Source organism: Stenotrophomonas sp. 57 (assembly GCF_030291075.1).
Classification (GTDB): domain Bacteria; phylum Pseudomonadota; class Gammaproteobacteria; order Xanthomonadales; family Xanthomonadaceae; genus Stenotrophomonas.
This window is the reverse complement of record NZ_CP127407.1, coordinates 617,825-632,645: the sequence shown is the minus strand read 5'-3', so window position 1 is coordinate 632,645 and position 14,821 is coordinate 617,825. Positions and strand designations below refer to the sequence as shown.

13 protein-coding genes are annotated in these 14,821 nt (G+C 68.4%); 6 read left to right on the top strand and 7 right to left on the bottom strand.

Annotation, left to right across the window (positions count from 1 at the left end; genetic code table 11):
• The first annotated feature begins 61 nt into the window (after window positions 1-61).
• Complete coding sequence (locus QP512_RS02810) at window positions 62-2,161, top strand: glycosyl hydrolase family 18 protein (protein ID WP_286070903.1); 2,100 nt, start codon at window positions 62-64, stop codon at window positions 2,159-2,161.
• A gap of 122 nt (window positions 2,162-2,283) precedes the next feature.
• On the opposite strand, the gene QP512_RS02805 is transcribed toward QP512_RS02810, so the two are convergent.
• On the bottom strand, window positions 2,284-3,069 hold the full coding sequence (locus QP512_RS02805; RefSeq protein ID WP_286070902.1) for a DsbC family protein: 786 nt from the start codon (window positions 3,067-3,069) through the stop codon (window positions 2,284-2,286).
• 100 nt (window positions 3,070-3,169) lie between these two features.
• Window positions 3,170-4,147: a site-specific tyrosine recombinase XerD gene (xerD, locus tag QP512_RS02800; RefSeq protein ID WP_197596026.1), complete on the bottom strand. Its 978-nt coding sequence runs from the start codon at window positions 4,145-4,147 to the stop codon at window positions 3,170-3,172.
• A gap of 56 nt (window positions 4,148-4,203) precedes the next feature.
• Here xerD and QP512_RS02795 point away from each other — a divergent pair, with 56 nt between their 5' ends.
• The gene (locus tag QP512_RS02795; RefSeq protein ID WP_286070901.1) at window positions 4,204-4,695 is read left to right on the top strand and encodes an RDD family protein; all 492 of its coding nucleotides are present in this window, start codon (window positions 4,204-4,206) and stop codon (window positions 4,693-4,695) included.
• A gap of 117 nt (window positions 4,696-4,812) precedes the next feature.
• On the opposite strand, the gene lptG is transcribed toward QP512_RS02795, so the two are convergent.
• Both lptG and lptF read right to left on the bottom strand, forming a co-directional pair.
• Window positions 4,813-5,919, bottom strand: coding sequence for an LPS export ABC transporter permease LptG (lptG, locus tag QP512_RS02790; RefSeq protein ID WP_286070900.1), 1,107 nt, complete (start codon window positions 5,917-5,919; stop codon window positions 4,813-4,815).
• The gene (gene lptF, locus QP512_RS02785; RefSeq protein ID WP_286070899.1) at window positions 5,916-6,998 is read right to left on the bottom strand and encodes an LPS export ABC transporter permease LptF; all 1,083 of its coding nucleotides are present in this window, start codon (window positions 6,996-6,998) and stop codon (window positions 5,916-5,918) included. The genes lptG and lptF overlap by 4 nt, the downstream gene beginning before the upstream one ends.
• A gap of 104 nt (window positions 6,999-7,102) precedes the next feature.
• Between lptF and QP512_RS02780 the strand changes: the two genes are divergently transcribed.
• The 4 genes from QP512_RS02780 (at window position 7,103) to QP512_RS02765 (ending at window position 12,943) form a co-directional block, all read left to right on the top strand.
• Window positions 7,103-8,581, top strand: a complete 1,479-nt coding sequence (locus QP512_RS02780; RefSeq protein WP_286070898.1) for a leucyl aminopeptidase — start codon at window positions 7,103-7,105, stop codon at window positions 8,579-8,581.
• Between the two features lie 82 nt (window positions 8,582-8,663).
• Window positions 8,664-9,089 (top strand): DNA polymerase III subunit chi, encoded by a 426-nt coding sequence (locus QP512_RS02775; protein ID WP_014645876.1) that lies wholly within the window; start codon window positions 8,664-8,666, stop codon window positions 9,087-9,089.
• Window positions 9,090-9,161: 72 nt separating this feature from the next.
• Window positions 9,162-11,990, top strand: coding sequence for a valine--tRNA ligase (locus QP512_RS02770; RefSeq protein WP_286070897.1), 2,829 nt, complete (start codon window positions 9,162-9,164; stop codon window positions 11,988-11,990).
• Window positions 11,991-12,121: 131 nt separating this feature from the next.
• On the top strand, window positions 12,122-12,943 hold the full coding sequence (locus QP512_RS02765) for an EamA family transporter (protein ID WP_286070896.1): 822 nt from the start codon (window positions 12,122-12,124) through the stop codon (window positions 12,941-12,943).
• Window positions 12,944-13,039: 96 nt separating this feature from the next.
• On the opposite strand, the gene rimI is transcribed toward QP512_RS02765, so the two are convergent.
• Genes rimI through pssA form a run of 3 tightly spaced genes read right to left on the bottom strand, consistent with a single transcriptional unit; the run spans window position 13,040 to window position 14,819 of the window.
• A complete protein-coding gene (gene rimI / locus QP512_RS02760) occupies window positions 13,040-13,537 on the bottom strand; it encodes a ribosomal protein S18-alanine N-acetyltransferase (protein ID WP_286070895.1) in 498 nt (165 codons plus the stop codon).
• A complete protein-coding gene (locus tag QP512_RS02755) occupies window positions 13,534-14,046 on the bottom strand; it encodes a hypothetical protein (protein ID WP_286070894.1) in 513 nt (170 codons plus the stop codon). Before QP512_RS02755 ends, rimI begins: the two co-directional genes overlap by 4 nt.
• The gene (pssA, locus tag QP512_RS02750) at window positions 14,043-14,819 is read right to left on the bottom strand and encodes a CDP-diacylglycerol--serine O-phosphatidyltransferase (RefSeq protein WP_046983850.1); all 777 of its coding nucleotides are present in this window, start codon (window positions 14,817-14,819) and stop codon (window positions 14,043-14,045) included. Before pssA ends, QP512_RS02755 begins: the two co-directional genes overlap by 4 nt.
• Window positions 14,820-14,821: the final 2 nt, after the last annotated feature.

The window sequence follows — 14,821 nt, the reverse complement described above, 5'->3', positions numbered from 1 at the left end:
CGGACCTGCGTCACGCGCGGCGCCATCGGGGCCCGCGCGCCCTTTGATCGGAGACTTACCCATGTACGACCCGATTGTGCGCAGTGCCGAACGTGCGACCCGAAGCTGTCGTCCCCGCCGCCTGGCCTGGCTGCTTGCCTTGGCCGCAGGTACCGCTGCCCTGCCCGGCCTGGCGCAGGCCGCCAGCTGTGCCGGGGTGGCCCAGTGGGACCAGGCCAAGATCTACCGGGCCGGCGATACCCTGCAGAAAGGAGGCGTCCTCTATCGGGCGAACCAGGACATCTGGAACGCGCCGCCGGACCATCCGGCCGGTGCGCCCTACTACACCAATCTCGGTGCCTGCGATGGCAGCGGCACCAACCAGCCGCCGGTGGTCAGCCTGACCTCGCCGGCCAACGGCGCCACCTTCAGCGCCGGCAGCACGGTCAACGTGACCGCCAACGCCAGCGACCCGGACGGCAGCGTCGCCAAGGTCGAATTCTTCCGCGACGGCGCCTCGCTGGGCATCGCCACCAGTGCGCCGTATGCGGCCAGCTGGGCCAATGCCAGCGCCGGCAGCCACACCCTGCGCGCGGTAGCCACCGACAACAACAACGCCACCAGCAGCACGCCGACCATCACCATCACCGTCAACGCCGCCGGTGGCGATACCACCGCACCGAGCGTGCCTGGCGGCCTGGCAGTGGGCACGCGTACCGCCAACAGCATCGCGCTCAGCTGGAGCCCGTCCACCGACAACACCGGTGGCAGCGGCGTCGCCGGCTATGACGTGTACCGCAATGGCAGCCTGGTCGGATCGCCGTCCAGTGCCAGCTACGTCGATGGTGGCCTGGCCGCATCCACCACCTATCGCTACCGCGTGCGTGCCCGCGACAACGCCGGCAACGCGTCCGCCCAGGGCACCGAGATCAGCGCCACCACGCTGGCCGGCGACGGCGGCACCACGGGCAAGCGGGTCATCGGTTACTTCACCCAGTGGGGCATCTACGGCCGCAACTACCGGGTCAAGAACATCGACAGCAGCGGCTCGGCCGCGCGCCTGACCCACATCAACTACGCCTTCGGCAACGTGCGCAACAATCGCTGCGAAGTGGGCATCACCCAGCCGTCGGATCCGAACAGCGGTGCCGGTGGCGATGCCTTCGCCGACTACACCAAGGCCTTCAGCGCCGCCGAGAGCGTCAGCGGCAGCGCCGATACCTGGGACCAGCCGCTGCGTGGCAACTGGAACCAGCTCAAGCAGCTCAAGGCCAAGTACCCGGGCATGAAGGTGCTGATCTCGCTGGGTGGCTGGACCTGGTCGCGCGGCTTCTCCAGCGCAGCACGCCCGGAAAACCGCCAGGCCTTCGTCGCCTCGTGCATCGATGCCTACATCAAGGGCAACCTGCCGGTGACCGACGGTGCCGGCGGCGCCGGTGCCGCGCTGGGCGTGTTCGACGGCATCGACATCGACTGGGAATACCCGGTGGCGTGCGGCATCGAATGCGGCAAGCCGGAAGACAACGCCAACTTCACCGCGCTGATGGCCGAGTTCCGCCGCCAGCTCGATGCAGTGCGTCCGGGCCTGTTGCTGACGGTGGCGGTGGGTGCGGGCATCGACAAGATCCGCGTCACCGACCCGGCCGCGTACCACCCGTACCTGGACTACATCAACGTGATGACCTACGACTTCCACGGCGCGTGGGATGCGAAGACCAATCACCAGTCGGCGCTGTTCGATTCGCCGAATGATCCGTCCACCGGCGACCAGAAGCTGTACAACAGCAACGACGCCATCGAGGCCTTCATCAGCCGTGGCGTGCCGGCAGCCAAGCTCAACCTGGGCATCGGCTATTACGGGCGTGGCTGGACCGGTGTGGCCAACGCCAACAACGGCCTGTACCAGACCGCCACCGGCGCCGCCCCGGGTACCTACGAGGCCGGCATCGAAGACTGGAAGGTGCTGAAGAACCTGGCGTGGCCGGGCTACACCGACAACACCGCCGGTGCCAACTGGATCTACAACGGCAGCACGCTGTGGAGCTTCGATACTCCGGCCAACATCACCCGCAAGATGGGTTACGTGAAGACCCAGGGCCTGGGCGGCGCGTTTGTCTGGGAGTTCAGTGGTGACGATGCGCAGGGCACGCTGACCAAGGCGGTCAGTGATGGCCTGAAGTAAGGAAGAACGTCGGGGATGCGACACGCATCCCCGGCCTCGAATCTGTAGAGCCGAGCCCATGCTCGGCTGATGTTCCCACAGCCGAGCATGGGCTCGGCTCTACAGCGAATGACCTGCGACGGTCAGCGCTTGGCGGACAGTTTTTCCAGCGCTGCACGCAGCTGTGCCGGCGGCAGGTAGCCGCCCAGCTGGGTGCCATCCGGCGCGAAGATCGCCGGCGTGCCGTTCACGCCCAGCTGCTGGCCCAGTGCGTACTGCATCGCCACCGGGTTGGTGCAGTTCTTGGCCGGCACGCTGCCACCGCGCTTGGCGTTGGTCAGCGCCTGGCGACGATCAGCCGCACACCAGACAGAGATCATGTCGGTGTAGTCCTTGCTGCCCAGGCCCATGCGCGGGAATGCCAGGTACTCGACGGAGATACCGTTGCGGTTGAGCTCGGCGATGTCCTGGTGCAGCTTGCGGCAGTAACCGCATTCGATGTCGGTGAACACGCTGATGGTGTACTTGGCGTTCGGCGCGGCAAACACGATACGGTCGCCATGGTTGACCTTGGCCAGCAGATCGCGGCGGTAGCCGAGCAGGCCTTCGCTGTTGGCCGGGCCCTTGGCGCGGGTGTCATACGGCTGCGACTGGAACAGATAGCGGCCGTCATCGGACACGTACAGCAGCTGGCCGGACACGACGACCTCGCGGAAGCCGGGGAACGGCGCGGCACCGATGTAATCCACCTTGAAACCAGGATTGAGCGCGGTCAGCGCGGCACGCACGGCCTGGTCGGCTGACGCGGTGGTGGCCGGGCTGGCCTTGGCCGCAGCGGTGGCAGGGGCCTTGGCGGCCGGCGGCGCGGGCTGGGCACAGGCCGTCAGGCTGAGCGCGCCGAACACGGCGGCGATGGCAAATCGGAGCATGGAACGATCCGCGGCAGAAGAAGACCCCGGATTCTGACACAGCCACCGGCACCGGGCCGCGACGCCGCGCACCGCCCGGGGCCAGGGTTCAGGCCACCGCTCAACCGCGCGGGTGATGCCGGGCGTGCAGTTTCTGCAGGTGCTCGCGCGCCACCAGGGTGTAGATCTGGGTGGTCGACAACGAGCTGTGGCCAAGCAGCATCTGCAGCGCGCGCAGATCGGCGCCACGATTGAGCAGGTGCGTGGCGAAGCTGTGGCGCAGGCCATGCGGGCTGATCCGCACCGGGTCGATGCCGGCCACCTGCGCATGGCGCTTGACCAGGTGCCAGAACGCCTGGCGGGTCAACGCGTGCAGCGTCGGCTCAACGAACAACGGTGTCTGCCCGTCCGCCAGCGCGTGCACCTTGCCTTTGCCGACCAGCTGCGGCCGAGACTGCTGCAGGTAACGCTCCAGCCAGTGTTGCGACTCTTCGCCCAGCGGCACCAGCCGCTCCTTGCTGCCCTTGCCGGTCACCCGCAGCACGCCCTGACGCAGGTTGACCGCAGTGGCCGGCAGCAGTACCAGTTCGCTCACGCGCAGGCCGGCGGCGTACATCAGTTCCAGCATGGCCCGATCGCGCAGGCCCAGCGGGCTGTCGACGTCCGGCGCGGCCAGCAGCGCATCGATCTGGCTTTCGGCCAGCGCCTTGGGCAACAGCCGTGGCAGCTTGGGCGGGTCCAGCAGCGCGCTGGGGTCCTCGCTGCGCTCGCCCCGGCGCACGCCGTCGGCAAAGAACGCGCGCAGGGCCGACAACAGGCGCGCATTGCTACGCGGTGACCAGCCGTGGCGGGTGCGCCAGGCCAGATAGTCGAACAGGCCGGGACGCTCGATGCCGGCCAGGCCACCGTCGCGCCCATCCATCCAGCGTGCCAACCCTTCCAGGTCGCGCCGGTAGCTGTCGAGGGTGGCACGGGCCAGGCCGTTCTCGGCCCAGATCGCATCGAGGAAGCGCTGGATGCGCACGCTGTCATCGGCGCGCAGCTCGGGCAGTTGCTGCACCAGCTGGCGGCGTTCGGCGGGGGTGGAAACAGAGGCCATGCGTGCAGGATACGAGGGCCACTGCGGGCGCGGCCAGCTTTGCGTATGCTCGGCGCATGTCCCGCCCCGCCATTGATACGGCCCCTGCGGCCGCCACCGAAACATCCCGCCCGCGCGCATTGCTGCTGTGGCGCGCGCTGGCGATGGTCTACGACGCACTGCCGGTGCTGGCGCTGTGGATGCTGGCCGGCACCCTGTTCACCCTGGCCTACACCTTCAGCGGCCACGCCCAGCGCGAGAACATCGCGCCGTTCAGCGCCTGGCAGTGGCTGCTGTGGGCGGTGTGCTGGATGATCACGGGGTGGTACGCCACGGCCAGCTGGCGCCGTGGTGGGCAGACACTGGGCATGCGGCCATGGCGGTTGAAGCTGGAATCGAGCGATGGCACACCCTTGCGACGCGCACAGCTTTGGCTGCGTTTCGCCGTGGGCACGTTGTCACTGCTGCTGGGCGGCCTGGGATTCTGGTGGGCGCTGGTCGACCGCGAGCGCCTGACCTGGCATGACCGTGCCAGCGGCACCCGCCTGCTGCGGATGCCGAAGCGGTGATGCGTCACCCTTCAATCCGATCCTGCGCAGCGCTTGTGTAGAGCCGAGCCCACGCTCGGCTGGCGGGCGGTGCACGCAAATCAGCCGAGCATGGGCTCGGCTCTACAACAACCAGGATCAGCCCGATTTGCGCCGGAACAGCAGCCCGGATACCGCCAGCATCACGATCGGCGGCAACGCATAGGCAATGCGGTAATCGAATTTCAGCGCGCCTGCCATGCGGCCGAAGAACAGCTGCAGCAGCCAGAAGCCCAGCGCGAACAGGATGCCCAGGAACAAGCGCTTGCCCATGCCGCCGCTGCGCAGCGAGCCGAACGCGAACGGCACCGCCGCCAGGCACAGCGCCAGCACATTCACCGGGTAGAACCAGCGGCTCCAGTACACATCCTCGAAATCGCGCGCATCCAGCCCGTTGCGTTCGCGGTAGGCAATGCTGGTGCTCAGCTCGGCCACGCTGAGGTTGCGCGGCTTGGCAATGCCGGTAGCCAGCGCCGCCGCATCCAGCTTCGAGTTCCACGGTTCGCGTGCCACTTCCTGGCGGCTCGCCGAGCGCTCGCCGAAGGTGTCGCGGCGCACGCCGGTCAGCACCCAGCCGTCCTTGTCATGCTCGGCGGTGTCGGCATGGGTCAGCGAGGCGATCGTGCCGTCCTCGGCAACGCGGTACAGGCGCACGTCGCGCAGGATCAGACGCGTGCCCTTGTCGCCGACCAGCTGCTCTTCGCCGCTTTGCGCATTGAGGAAGGTGTCGCCTTCGCGTGCCCACAACCCGGAGTAGCGGCTGGTGGCGATGTCCCGCCCCCACTTGGCGCTGGACTTCAGCGCATCGGCGCGATCCTGGCCCCAGGGACCCAGCGTCTCGGCACTGAGCACCATCACTGCGGTCAGCAACGACAGCGCGATCGCCACCGACACGCTCAGGCGCTTGCGCGACAGGCCCAGCGCGCGCAGTGCGGTCAGCTCGGAGGTGGCAGCCAGCTGGCCCAGGCCCATCAGCGCACCGATCACCGCGGCGGTCGGGAACATGGTGTAGGCGCGGCGCGGCACCGTGTACAGCACCCACGCGGCGGCATGGCCCAGGGTGTAGCCGTTCTTGCCGATGTCCTTGAACTCGCCGGAGAACGCCATCACCACGTCCAGGCCGACCAGCACGGCCCAGGTCAGCAGCACCGTGGTGAACACCGACCGGCCCAGGTACAGGTCGAAACGCATCGGGCGCAGCCTCATGCGCGGGCTCCCTTCGGGCGGCCCAGGCGGCCATCACGTGCATACATCCAGATTGCCAGCGCCAGCAGCGGCAAGGTCAGCCACCACAGGCCGAGCGCGGGCGGAATCTTGCCGTTGGCGATCCAGCCACTGCCGATGAACATCAGGTTGGTACCCACCATGTAGGCCATCAACGCCAGCATCATGCGGCCGTAGCGCTGCTGGCGCGGCGAGCTGCGGCCCAGCGGCACGGTCAGCAGCGCAAACGCCAGCGCGATCAGCGGCGGGGCCAGGCGGCGGTGCAGCTGCGCCTGCGCCTGCGGGCGCTCGTCACCGATCAGCTTCAGGGTCGGCATCAGTTCCGGGTCATCCTCGGTACGTGTCTGGGCGCCATCAGGCAGGGCCACGTCGTTGCGGGCAAAGGTGGCCAGGCGGTAATCCAGCCCACCGGCCACCGGCCCTTCCACCTGGTGACCGTCATCCAGCTCCAGGAAACGCTGGCGGGTGCCCTCGAAGAACATGCGGCCGCCATTGGCGGACACCACTTCCAGGCGGTCATCCTTCTGGCGCTGCAGGAACACCTTGCCCAGCTGGGTGCCATCGGGCGAGATCGAGGACAGGTAGACCACGCCGCCATTGGGCAGCGGGGTGAACCGCCCCGGTTCCAGCCCGGCCATCAGCACGCTGCGGTTGGCCTCGATGATCATCTGCTCGGCCACCCGGCCGGCCCACGGGCCCAGCCACAGCGAGCAGGCGCCGACCAGCAGCACCACCGGCACCACCAGCATCAGCAGCGGCCGCAGCAGGCGCTTGGGGCCCACGCCAATGGCGGTGATGACCGCCATTTCCGAGTCACGGTACAGGCGGGCGATGGCCAGCAGCAGGCCCAGCATCAGGGCCAGCGGCAGGATCAGCGGCAGGTAGGCGATGAACTGCAGGCCCAACTGGGAGAACAGCAGCTTGGCCGGCAGGCGCCCGTCGGCGATGTTGCCGAGGATGTCCACCAGCACGCCGCCCACGCTGACCACCAGCAGGACGATCAGGGTAGCCAGGAAACTCTGGACGAAATCGCCCAGCAGGTATCGGTCGAGCTTCAGCATGGGGCGGTGGTTTAAACTCTGGGGTTCGTTCGCGGTGCCGCCCAGTCTACTGTCTGGGCGTAAACGGCCTGCGATTGTACGGACTCGCCAATGGAATCTGCTCAATGGCCCTCGAATTCACCCTGAACCACCTCGCGCCGGCTGCCGCCACCGTTGACTGCCTGGTGGTCGGCGCCTATGCCGACCACAGCCTGACCCCGGCCGCGCAGGCCCTGGACGCCGCCAGCGGCGGCCGCCTGGCCTCGCTGGCCCAGCGCGGCGACCTGTCCGGCAAGACAGGTGCCACCACCCTGCTGCACGACCTGCCGGGCGTGACTGCCCCACGCGTGCTGGTGGTCGGCCTGGGCGAGGCCGCCCGCTTCGGCGTGCCGCAGTACCTGAAGGCCATCGGCGACGCCGTGCGCGCGCTGAAGGCCGGTGCTACCCGCAGCGCACTGTTCACCCTGTCCGAAGTGGCCATCAAGGACCGCGACGCGGCCTGGGCGATCCGCCAGGCGGTGATCGCCGCCGATCACGCCGCCTACCGCTACACCGCCACGCTGGGCAAGAAGAAGGCCGACGACGCCGGCCTGGCGCAGCTGGCCATCGCCGGTGACGATGCGCAGGCGCTGGCCCAGGGCCAGGCCATCGCCGCCGGCGTGGAGTTCGCCCGCGAGCTGGGCAACCTGCCGCCCAACTACTGCACCCCGGCCTACCTGGCCGAGGTGGGCGTGAAGTTCGCCGGCGAGCACGAGGGTGCCGAAGCCGAGATCCTCGACGAGCACCAGATGGAAGCGCTGGGCATGGGCTCGCTGCTGGCCGTGGCCCGTGGCTCGGCCAACCGCCCGCGCCTGGTGGTGCTGAAGTGGACCGGTGCAGGCGACGCCAAGCCCTATGTGCTGGTCGGCAAGGGCATCACCTTCGATACCGGTGGCGTCAACCTGAAGACCCAGGGCGGCATCGAGGAGATGAAGTACGACATGTGCGGTGGCGCCAACGTCATCGGCACCTTCGTTGCTGCCGTGAAGGCCAAGCTGCCGCTGAACCTCGTCGTGGTGGTGCCGGCCGTTGAAAACGCCATCGATGGCAATGCCTATCGTCCGTCCGACGTGATCACCTCGATGTCGGGCAAGACCATCGAAGTGGGCAATACCGACGCCGAAGGCCGCCTGATCCTGTGCGACGCGCTGACCTACGCACAGCGCTTCGAGCCGGCCGCGCTGGTCGACGTCGCCACCCTGACCGGTGCCTGCATGGTGGCCCTGGGCCACCAGACCGCCGGCCTGATGAGCAAGCACGACGACCTGGCCAACGAGCTGCTGGCCGCCGGCGAGCACGTGTTCGACCGCGCCTGGCGCCTGCCGCTGTGGGACGAGTACCAGCCGATGCTGGATTCGACCTTCGCCGACGTCTACAACATCGGCGGCCGTTGGGCCGGTGCGATCACCGCCGGCTGCTTCCTGTCGCGCTTCGCCGAAGGCCAGCGCTGGGCCCACTTGGACATCGCCGGCGTCGCCAGCGATGAAGGCAAGCGTGGCATGGCCACCGGCCGCCCGGTCGGCCTGCTGAGCCAGTGGCTGCTGGACCAGGTCGCCCGCGCCTGATGCCGTACCCGACCCTGGCCGGCCTCTGCCGGCCAGGGCCTCGCCCGGCAATGCCGGGCCCCTGCCTGACCCGGACCCTGCCATGCCCCGCGCCGACTTCTACCTGATCGCCAAGCCCCGCTTCCTGACCGAGCCGCTGCGCCTGGTCTGCGAGCTGGCGCGCAAGGCCAACGACGCCGGGCTGTTCACCCTGGTGCTGGCCCGCGACCAGGCCCAGGCCGAAGAGCTGGACGAGCTGCTGTGGGCATTCGACAACGATGCCTACATCCCGCACCAGATCGCCGGCGAAGACATGGACGAGGAAGAGGCCCTGGTACTGATCGCCGTACCCGGAACCGACGCGCCGGCACGCCCGCTGGTGATCAACCTGCGCGATGAACCCTGGCTGGGCCAGTGCGAACGCGTGCTGGAAGTGGTCCCGGCCGATCCGGAAGCGCGCGAACCGCTGCGCGAACGCTGGCGCCAGTACAAGGCCGCCGGTTACGACCTGAACAAGCACGACATGTAAGCGCGCACCGGCCCCCTTGAGCGGCCGCCGCCGCGCCCTGATCCTTCAACGATTACCTCCTGGTTCCCCCGCATGACCCAACTCGCCTCCAGCTACGACCCGAAGTCCTTCGAGACCGACCTCTACGAGGCCTGGGAGAAGGCCGGCCACTTCAAGCCGTCCGGCACGGGCGAGCCGTACACCATCCTGCTGCCGCCGCCGAACGTGACCGGCACCCTGCACATGGGCCATGCGTTCCAGCAGACGCTGATGGATGCGCTGGTGCGCTACCACCGCATGCGCGGCTACGACACGTTGTGGCAGGTCGGTACCGACCACGCCGGCATCGCCACCGAAATGGTGGTCAGCCGCAACCTGGCGCTGGAAGGCAAGGGCGAGACCCGCGATTCGCTGGGCCGCGAGGGCTTCATCGGCAAGGTCTGGGAGTGGAAGCAGCAGTCCGGCGACACCATCGAGCGCCAGATGCGCCGCCTCGGCACCTCGGCCGACTGGTCGCGCAGCACCTTCACCATGGACCCGCAGCCGTCGGCTGCGGTGAGCGAAGCCTTCGTGCGCTGGTACGAGCAGGGCCTGATCTACCGCGGCCAGCGCCTGGTCAACTGGGACCCGGTGCTGAAGACCGCCATTTCCGACCTGGAAGTGGAGAGCGCCGAGGAAGATGGCTTCCTGTGGTCGATCGCCTACACGCTGGATGACGGCCTGAGCTACGAGCACGTCGAGCGCGATGCCGACGGCGTGGAAACCCTGCGCGAAACCCGCGACTACCTGGTGGTCGCCACCACCCGCCCGGAAACCCTGCTGGGCGATACCGCGGTGATGGTGCACCCGGACGATGAACGCTACGCCCACCTGATCGGCAAGAGCGTGGTGCTGCCGTTGACCGGCCGCCGCGTGCCAGTGATCGCCGATGACTACGTGGACCGCGCGTTCGGCACCGGCGTGGTCAAGGTCACCCCGGCGCATGATTTCAATGACTATGAAGTGGGCGTGCGCCACAGCCTGCCAATGATCAACCTGTTCACCCCGGTGGCAGCGCTGAATGAAAATGCGCCGGAACGCTTCCAGGGCCTGGACCGCTACGCCGCGCGCAAGGCCGTGCTGGCCGAGCTGGAAGACCTGGGCATCCTGGTCGAGACCCGCGCGCACAAGCTGCAGGTGCCGCGCGGCGACCGTACCGGCCAGGTGATCGAGCCGTACCTGACCGACCAGTGGTTCGTGAAGATGGACGACCTGGCCAAGCGCGGCCTGGAACTGGTCGAAGACGGAACCATCGCCTTCGTGCCACCGAACTGGATCAACACCTACCGCCACTGGATGAACAACATCCAGGACTGGTGCATCAGCCGCCAGCTGTGGTGGGGCCACCGCATTCCGGCGTGGTTCGACGCCGCCACCGGCAACTGCTACGTCGGTCGCACCGAAGACGAAGTGCGCGCGAAGAACAACCTCGGCAGCGACGTGGTGCTGAACCAGGAAAGCGACGTGCTGGAGACCTGGTTCTCCTCGCAGCTGTGGCCCTTCTCCACCCTGGGCTGGCCGAACGAACAGGCCATGGCCGAGCGCGGCTTCGACCGCTACCTGCCGTCGTCGGTGCTGATCACCGGCTTCGACATCATTTTCTTCTGGGTGGCGCGCATGATCATGGCCACCGACAACCTGGTCGGGAAGATCCCGTTCAAGGACGTCTACTTCACCGGCCTGATCCGCGACGGCCAGGGCCAGAAAATGTCCAAGAGCAAGGGCAACGTGCTGGACCCGCTGGACATCATCGACGGCATCACCATCGACGACCTGGTCGCCAAGCGCACCGGCGGCCTGATGCAGCCGAAGATGGTGGAGAAGATCGAGAAGGCCACCCGCAAGGAATTCCCGGACGGCATTGCTGCCCACGGTGCCGATGCGCTGCGCTTCACCATCGCAGCGCTGGCCACCCACGGCCGCGACATCAAGTTCGACATGAACCGCGCCGAGGGCTACAAGAACTTCTGCAACAAGCTGTGGAACGCCAGCCGCTTCGCGCTGATGAACACCGAGGGCGTGGCGTTCACCGGCGTGCCCAAGCCGCGTACCGATGCCGAGCGCTGGATCCTCGCGCGCCTGGCCGCCACCACCGCCGAAGCGCAGGGCCATTTCGCCGCCTACCGCTTCGACCTGCTGGCGCAGTGCCTGTACGAGTTCGCCTGGAACGCGTTCTGCGATTGGTTCCTGGAACTGAGCAAGCCGGCCCTGAACGGTGCCGATGCCGCCGATGCCGAAAGCACCCGCCACACCCTGCTGTACGTGCTGGAAGCGCTGCTGCGCCTGCTGCACCCGCTGACCCCGTTCATCACCGAGCAGCTGTGGCAGCAGTTGGCGCCGCGCCTGGGCCTGGCCGAGACCACGCTGTCGCTGCGGCCGTACCCGACCGCAGCCGAGTTCGAAGGCGATTTCGCCCAGGCCGAAGCCGACGTGGAATGGCTGAAGGCGGTGATCAGCGCGGTGCGTCGCGTGCGCAGCGAACTGAACGTTGCCCCATCCAAGCTGGTGCCGCTGCGCCTGCAGGCCGGGCTGGAGCAGGACCGCCTGCGCATTGAACGCTTCAGCGCCTCGCTGTCGTTCCTGCTGAAGCTGGACAGCATCCAGTGGCTGGCCGAAGGCGAAAGCGCACCGCCGGCTGCCGCTGCGATCGTGGGCGAGCTGAAGCTGCTGGTGCCGCTGGAAGGCCTGGTCGATCTCGATGCCGAGCGCGTGCGCCTGGACAAGGAAATCGCCCGCGTCGATGCCGAAAAGGAAAAGAGCGAGACCAAGCTGGCCAGGTTCACCGACAAGGTGCCACCGGCGGTGGTCGAGCAGGAACGCGTGCGGCTGGCCGACTGGAATACCCAACTGGCCGGCCTGCGCGAGCAGCGCGCGAAGCTGTAAGCGCCGCGCTCTGGTGCGTGCCAACCAAGGTTGGCACCCACGTCGGGAGAGGTTGGCATCTACCGATGCGGAATCGGAAACGCCGGGCAATGCCCGGCGTTTCCATTTTCCCGGCGTGGCATCATCGCCCGATGCCTCTTTCCATTTTCCTGCTGGTCCTCGCGGCTGCGGCCCTGCACGCCAGCTGGAATGCGATCGTCAAACGCGGGCCGGACAAGTTCCTCGGCACCGTGCTGGTCACCGGCAGCGCCGCGCTGCTGTCGGCGGCCGCCCTGCCCTTCCTGCCGTTCCCGGCCGCGCACAGCTGGCCGTGGCTGGGCGCGTCGGTGCTGCTGCAGGTGACGTACTACGGCCTGGTCGCACGCTGCTACCAGCAGGTCGACATGAGCCTGGCCTATCCCCTGATGCGTGGCAGCGCGCCGATCCTGGTTGCGCTGGCCGGCACCCTGCTGGGCGAACCATTGCCACCTGCCGCGTGGCTGGGCGTGGTGCTGGTGAGCACCGGCATCCTGTGCATGGCACTGGGTGCACGTGGCGGCCAACTGCGCCTGCCACTGCTGACCGCGGCGATGATCGCCACCTACACCCTGGTCGATGCACAGGGTGCGCGCCAGTCCGGCAGTGCGCTCAGCTACACGCTGTGGCTGTTCCTGCTGTCGGGCATTCCCCTGCCATTGTGGGCGCTGTACACCCGGCGCGGCGCGGTACTGGCCTATGCGCGGCAGCATTGGCCTCTCGGTCTGGCCGGTGGTGTCGGCACCACGGCGTCCTATGCAATGGCGTTGTGGGCGATGACCCAGGCGCCGGTGGCGATGGTCTCCGCGCTGCGTGAGTCTTCGATCCTGTTCGCGCTGCTGATCTCGGTGTTCCTGCTGCGCGAGCGCATTCCGCGTGCGCGGTGGCTGGCGGCGGCGCTCATCGTCGGCGGTGTATTGGCGCTGCGGCTGGCGTGAGCAGTGCGTGCCTACCAAGGTGGGCCGCCGCCGGCAGGGCCGGGGCGCGCCCGGCGAGCGCGGTAGTGCCGACCGCTGGCCGGCCGCCCTTCTCCGTTACAGCGGTGGCATCGTCTGCAGGTCGCCGTCAACCAGCTCGATCGCCATCACCAGCGCATCTTCGCGGCCCTGTGCGGCCGGGTAGTAACGCGGGCGACGGCCGATCTCGTTGAAGCCTTCGCTGTGGTACAGCGCCAGCGCCGGCGCATTGGACGGACGCACTTCCAGGAACACGCGCTGCGCGCCACGATCACCGGCCAGCTGTACCAGCGCCCGCAGCAGTTGCCGCCCGAGGCCACGCGACTGCGTGATCGGATCGATGCAGATGTTCAGCACATGGGCCTCGTCGGCGGCGATGCTGAGCACGCCATAGCCGATCAGCTGGCCATCGCGCTCCATCGCCAGGCCGGGATAACCGGCACGCAGGCAGTCGACGAAGATGCCGCGGGTCCATGGGAACGGATACCCGCGCACTTCGATCGCCATCACCGCATTGAGGTCGCTCTCGCGCAGTGCGCGCAGGCTGACCGGGCCGGACTGGCTGACCGCGCTCATGCGCCGCCCCGCTTGCGCAGGGCCCGCAGCTGCGGCCACAGCGCGCGCTTGGCCGCCGGGTCCTGGCGCAGCTGGTCCAGCGGCCAGCTGTCCATCAGCGCCTGCGTGGCCGGATCGTTGGGGTTGCAGCCGGAGGCACGCAGCAGCGCGATCTGCAGGCGATCCGGCAGCCGCACCACCGGTTGCCGGGCAGTGCCACCCGGCAGCGGCCGGGCCGGTGCCGGCGCGGTATCAGGTGCGGTGACCGGGGTCTCGCGACGCGGCGGCGCCGGGCGTTCCTGGCGCGGGGTCGGCGCGGCTTCGGACGCGCGCTCGCGCGCGGGAGCAGTGCGCGCCCGCGGCGGCTCCGTCACCGCTGCTGCCGCCTCGGCCTCGGCCTCGGCCACACTCAGCTGCAGCGCGGCATCCAGTTCGGCGGCCAGCTGGCCGTCGTGATACACGGTGTAGCCCATGGCCTGCAGCCAGGCCTGCTGGGCCGGTGACCACAACACGGGCAGGTCCCCGCTCACGCGGCCTCGGGCTTCTTGCGCAGGCGCTGCACGGCCCACATCACCGGGCCGGACAAGGCGTACAGGATGCCCACCGCGAACAGCACGCGCGGCAGATCAATGACCGCGATGGCGATCGCCACCGGTACCAGTGCCAGCACCAGGAACGGCACACGGTCCGAACGCCCCCCCTTGGCAGCACCGCCCTTGAAGCTCCAGAAGCGGATACGGCTGACCATCAGCAACGCCGCGACGATCGTCACTGCCAGCGCCACATAGCGCAGCTGGTTGCCGTCCCAGCCGAGGTTGCCATCGGCGAAGGCCCAGACGAAGGACATCATCAGGCCGGCCGCAGCCGGGCTGGCCAGGCCGACGAACCAGCGCTTGTCGACCACCGCCACCTGGGTGTTGAAGCGGGCCAGGCGCAGTGCCGCGCACGCGGCATACAGGAACGCCACGGCCCAGCCGACGCGGCCGAGCAGCGGGTCATCGAACTTCAGCCACGACAGCGACCAGTGGTACATCACCAGCGCCGGGGCCATGCCGAAGCTGACCAGGTCGGCCAGCGAGTCGTACTGCACGCCGAATTCGCTGCTGGTACCGGTCAGGCGCGCCACGCGCCCGTCCAGGCCATCCATCACCGCCGCCACGAACACGGCGATGCTGGCATTGACGAAATCCCCGTTGGCCGCGGCGATGATCGCGTAGAAGCCGGCGAACAGGCCAGCAGTGGTGAACAGGTTGGGCAGCAGGTAAATCGTGCGCGAACGCGGCGGCGGTGTGATCGGGTCCATGG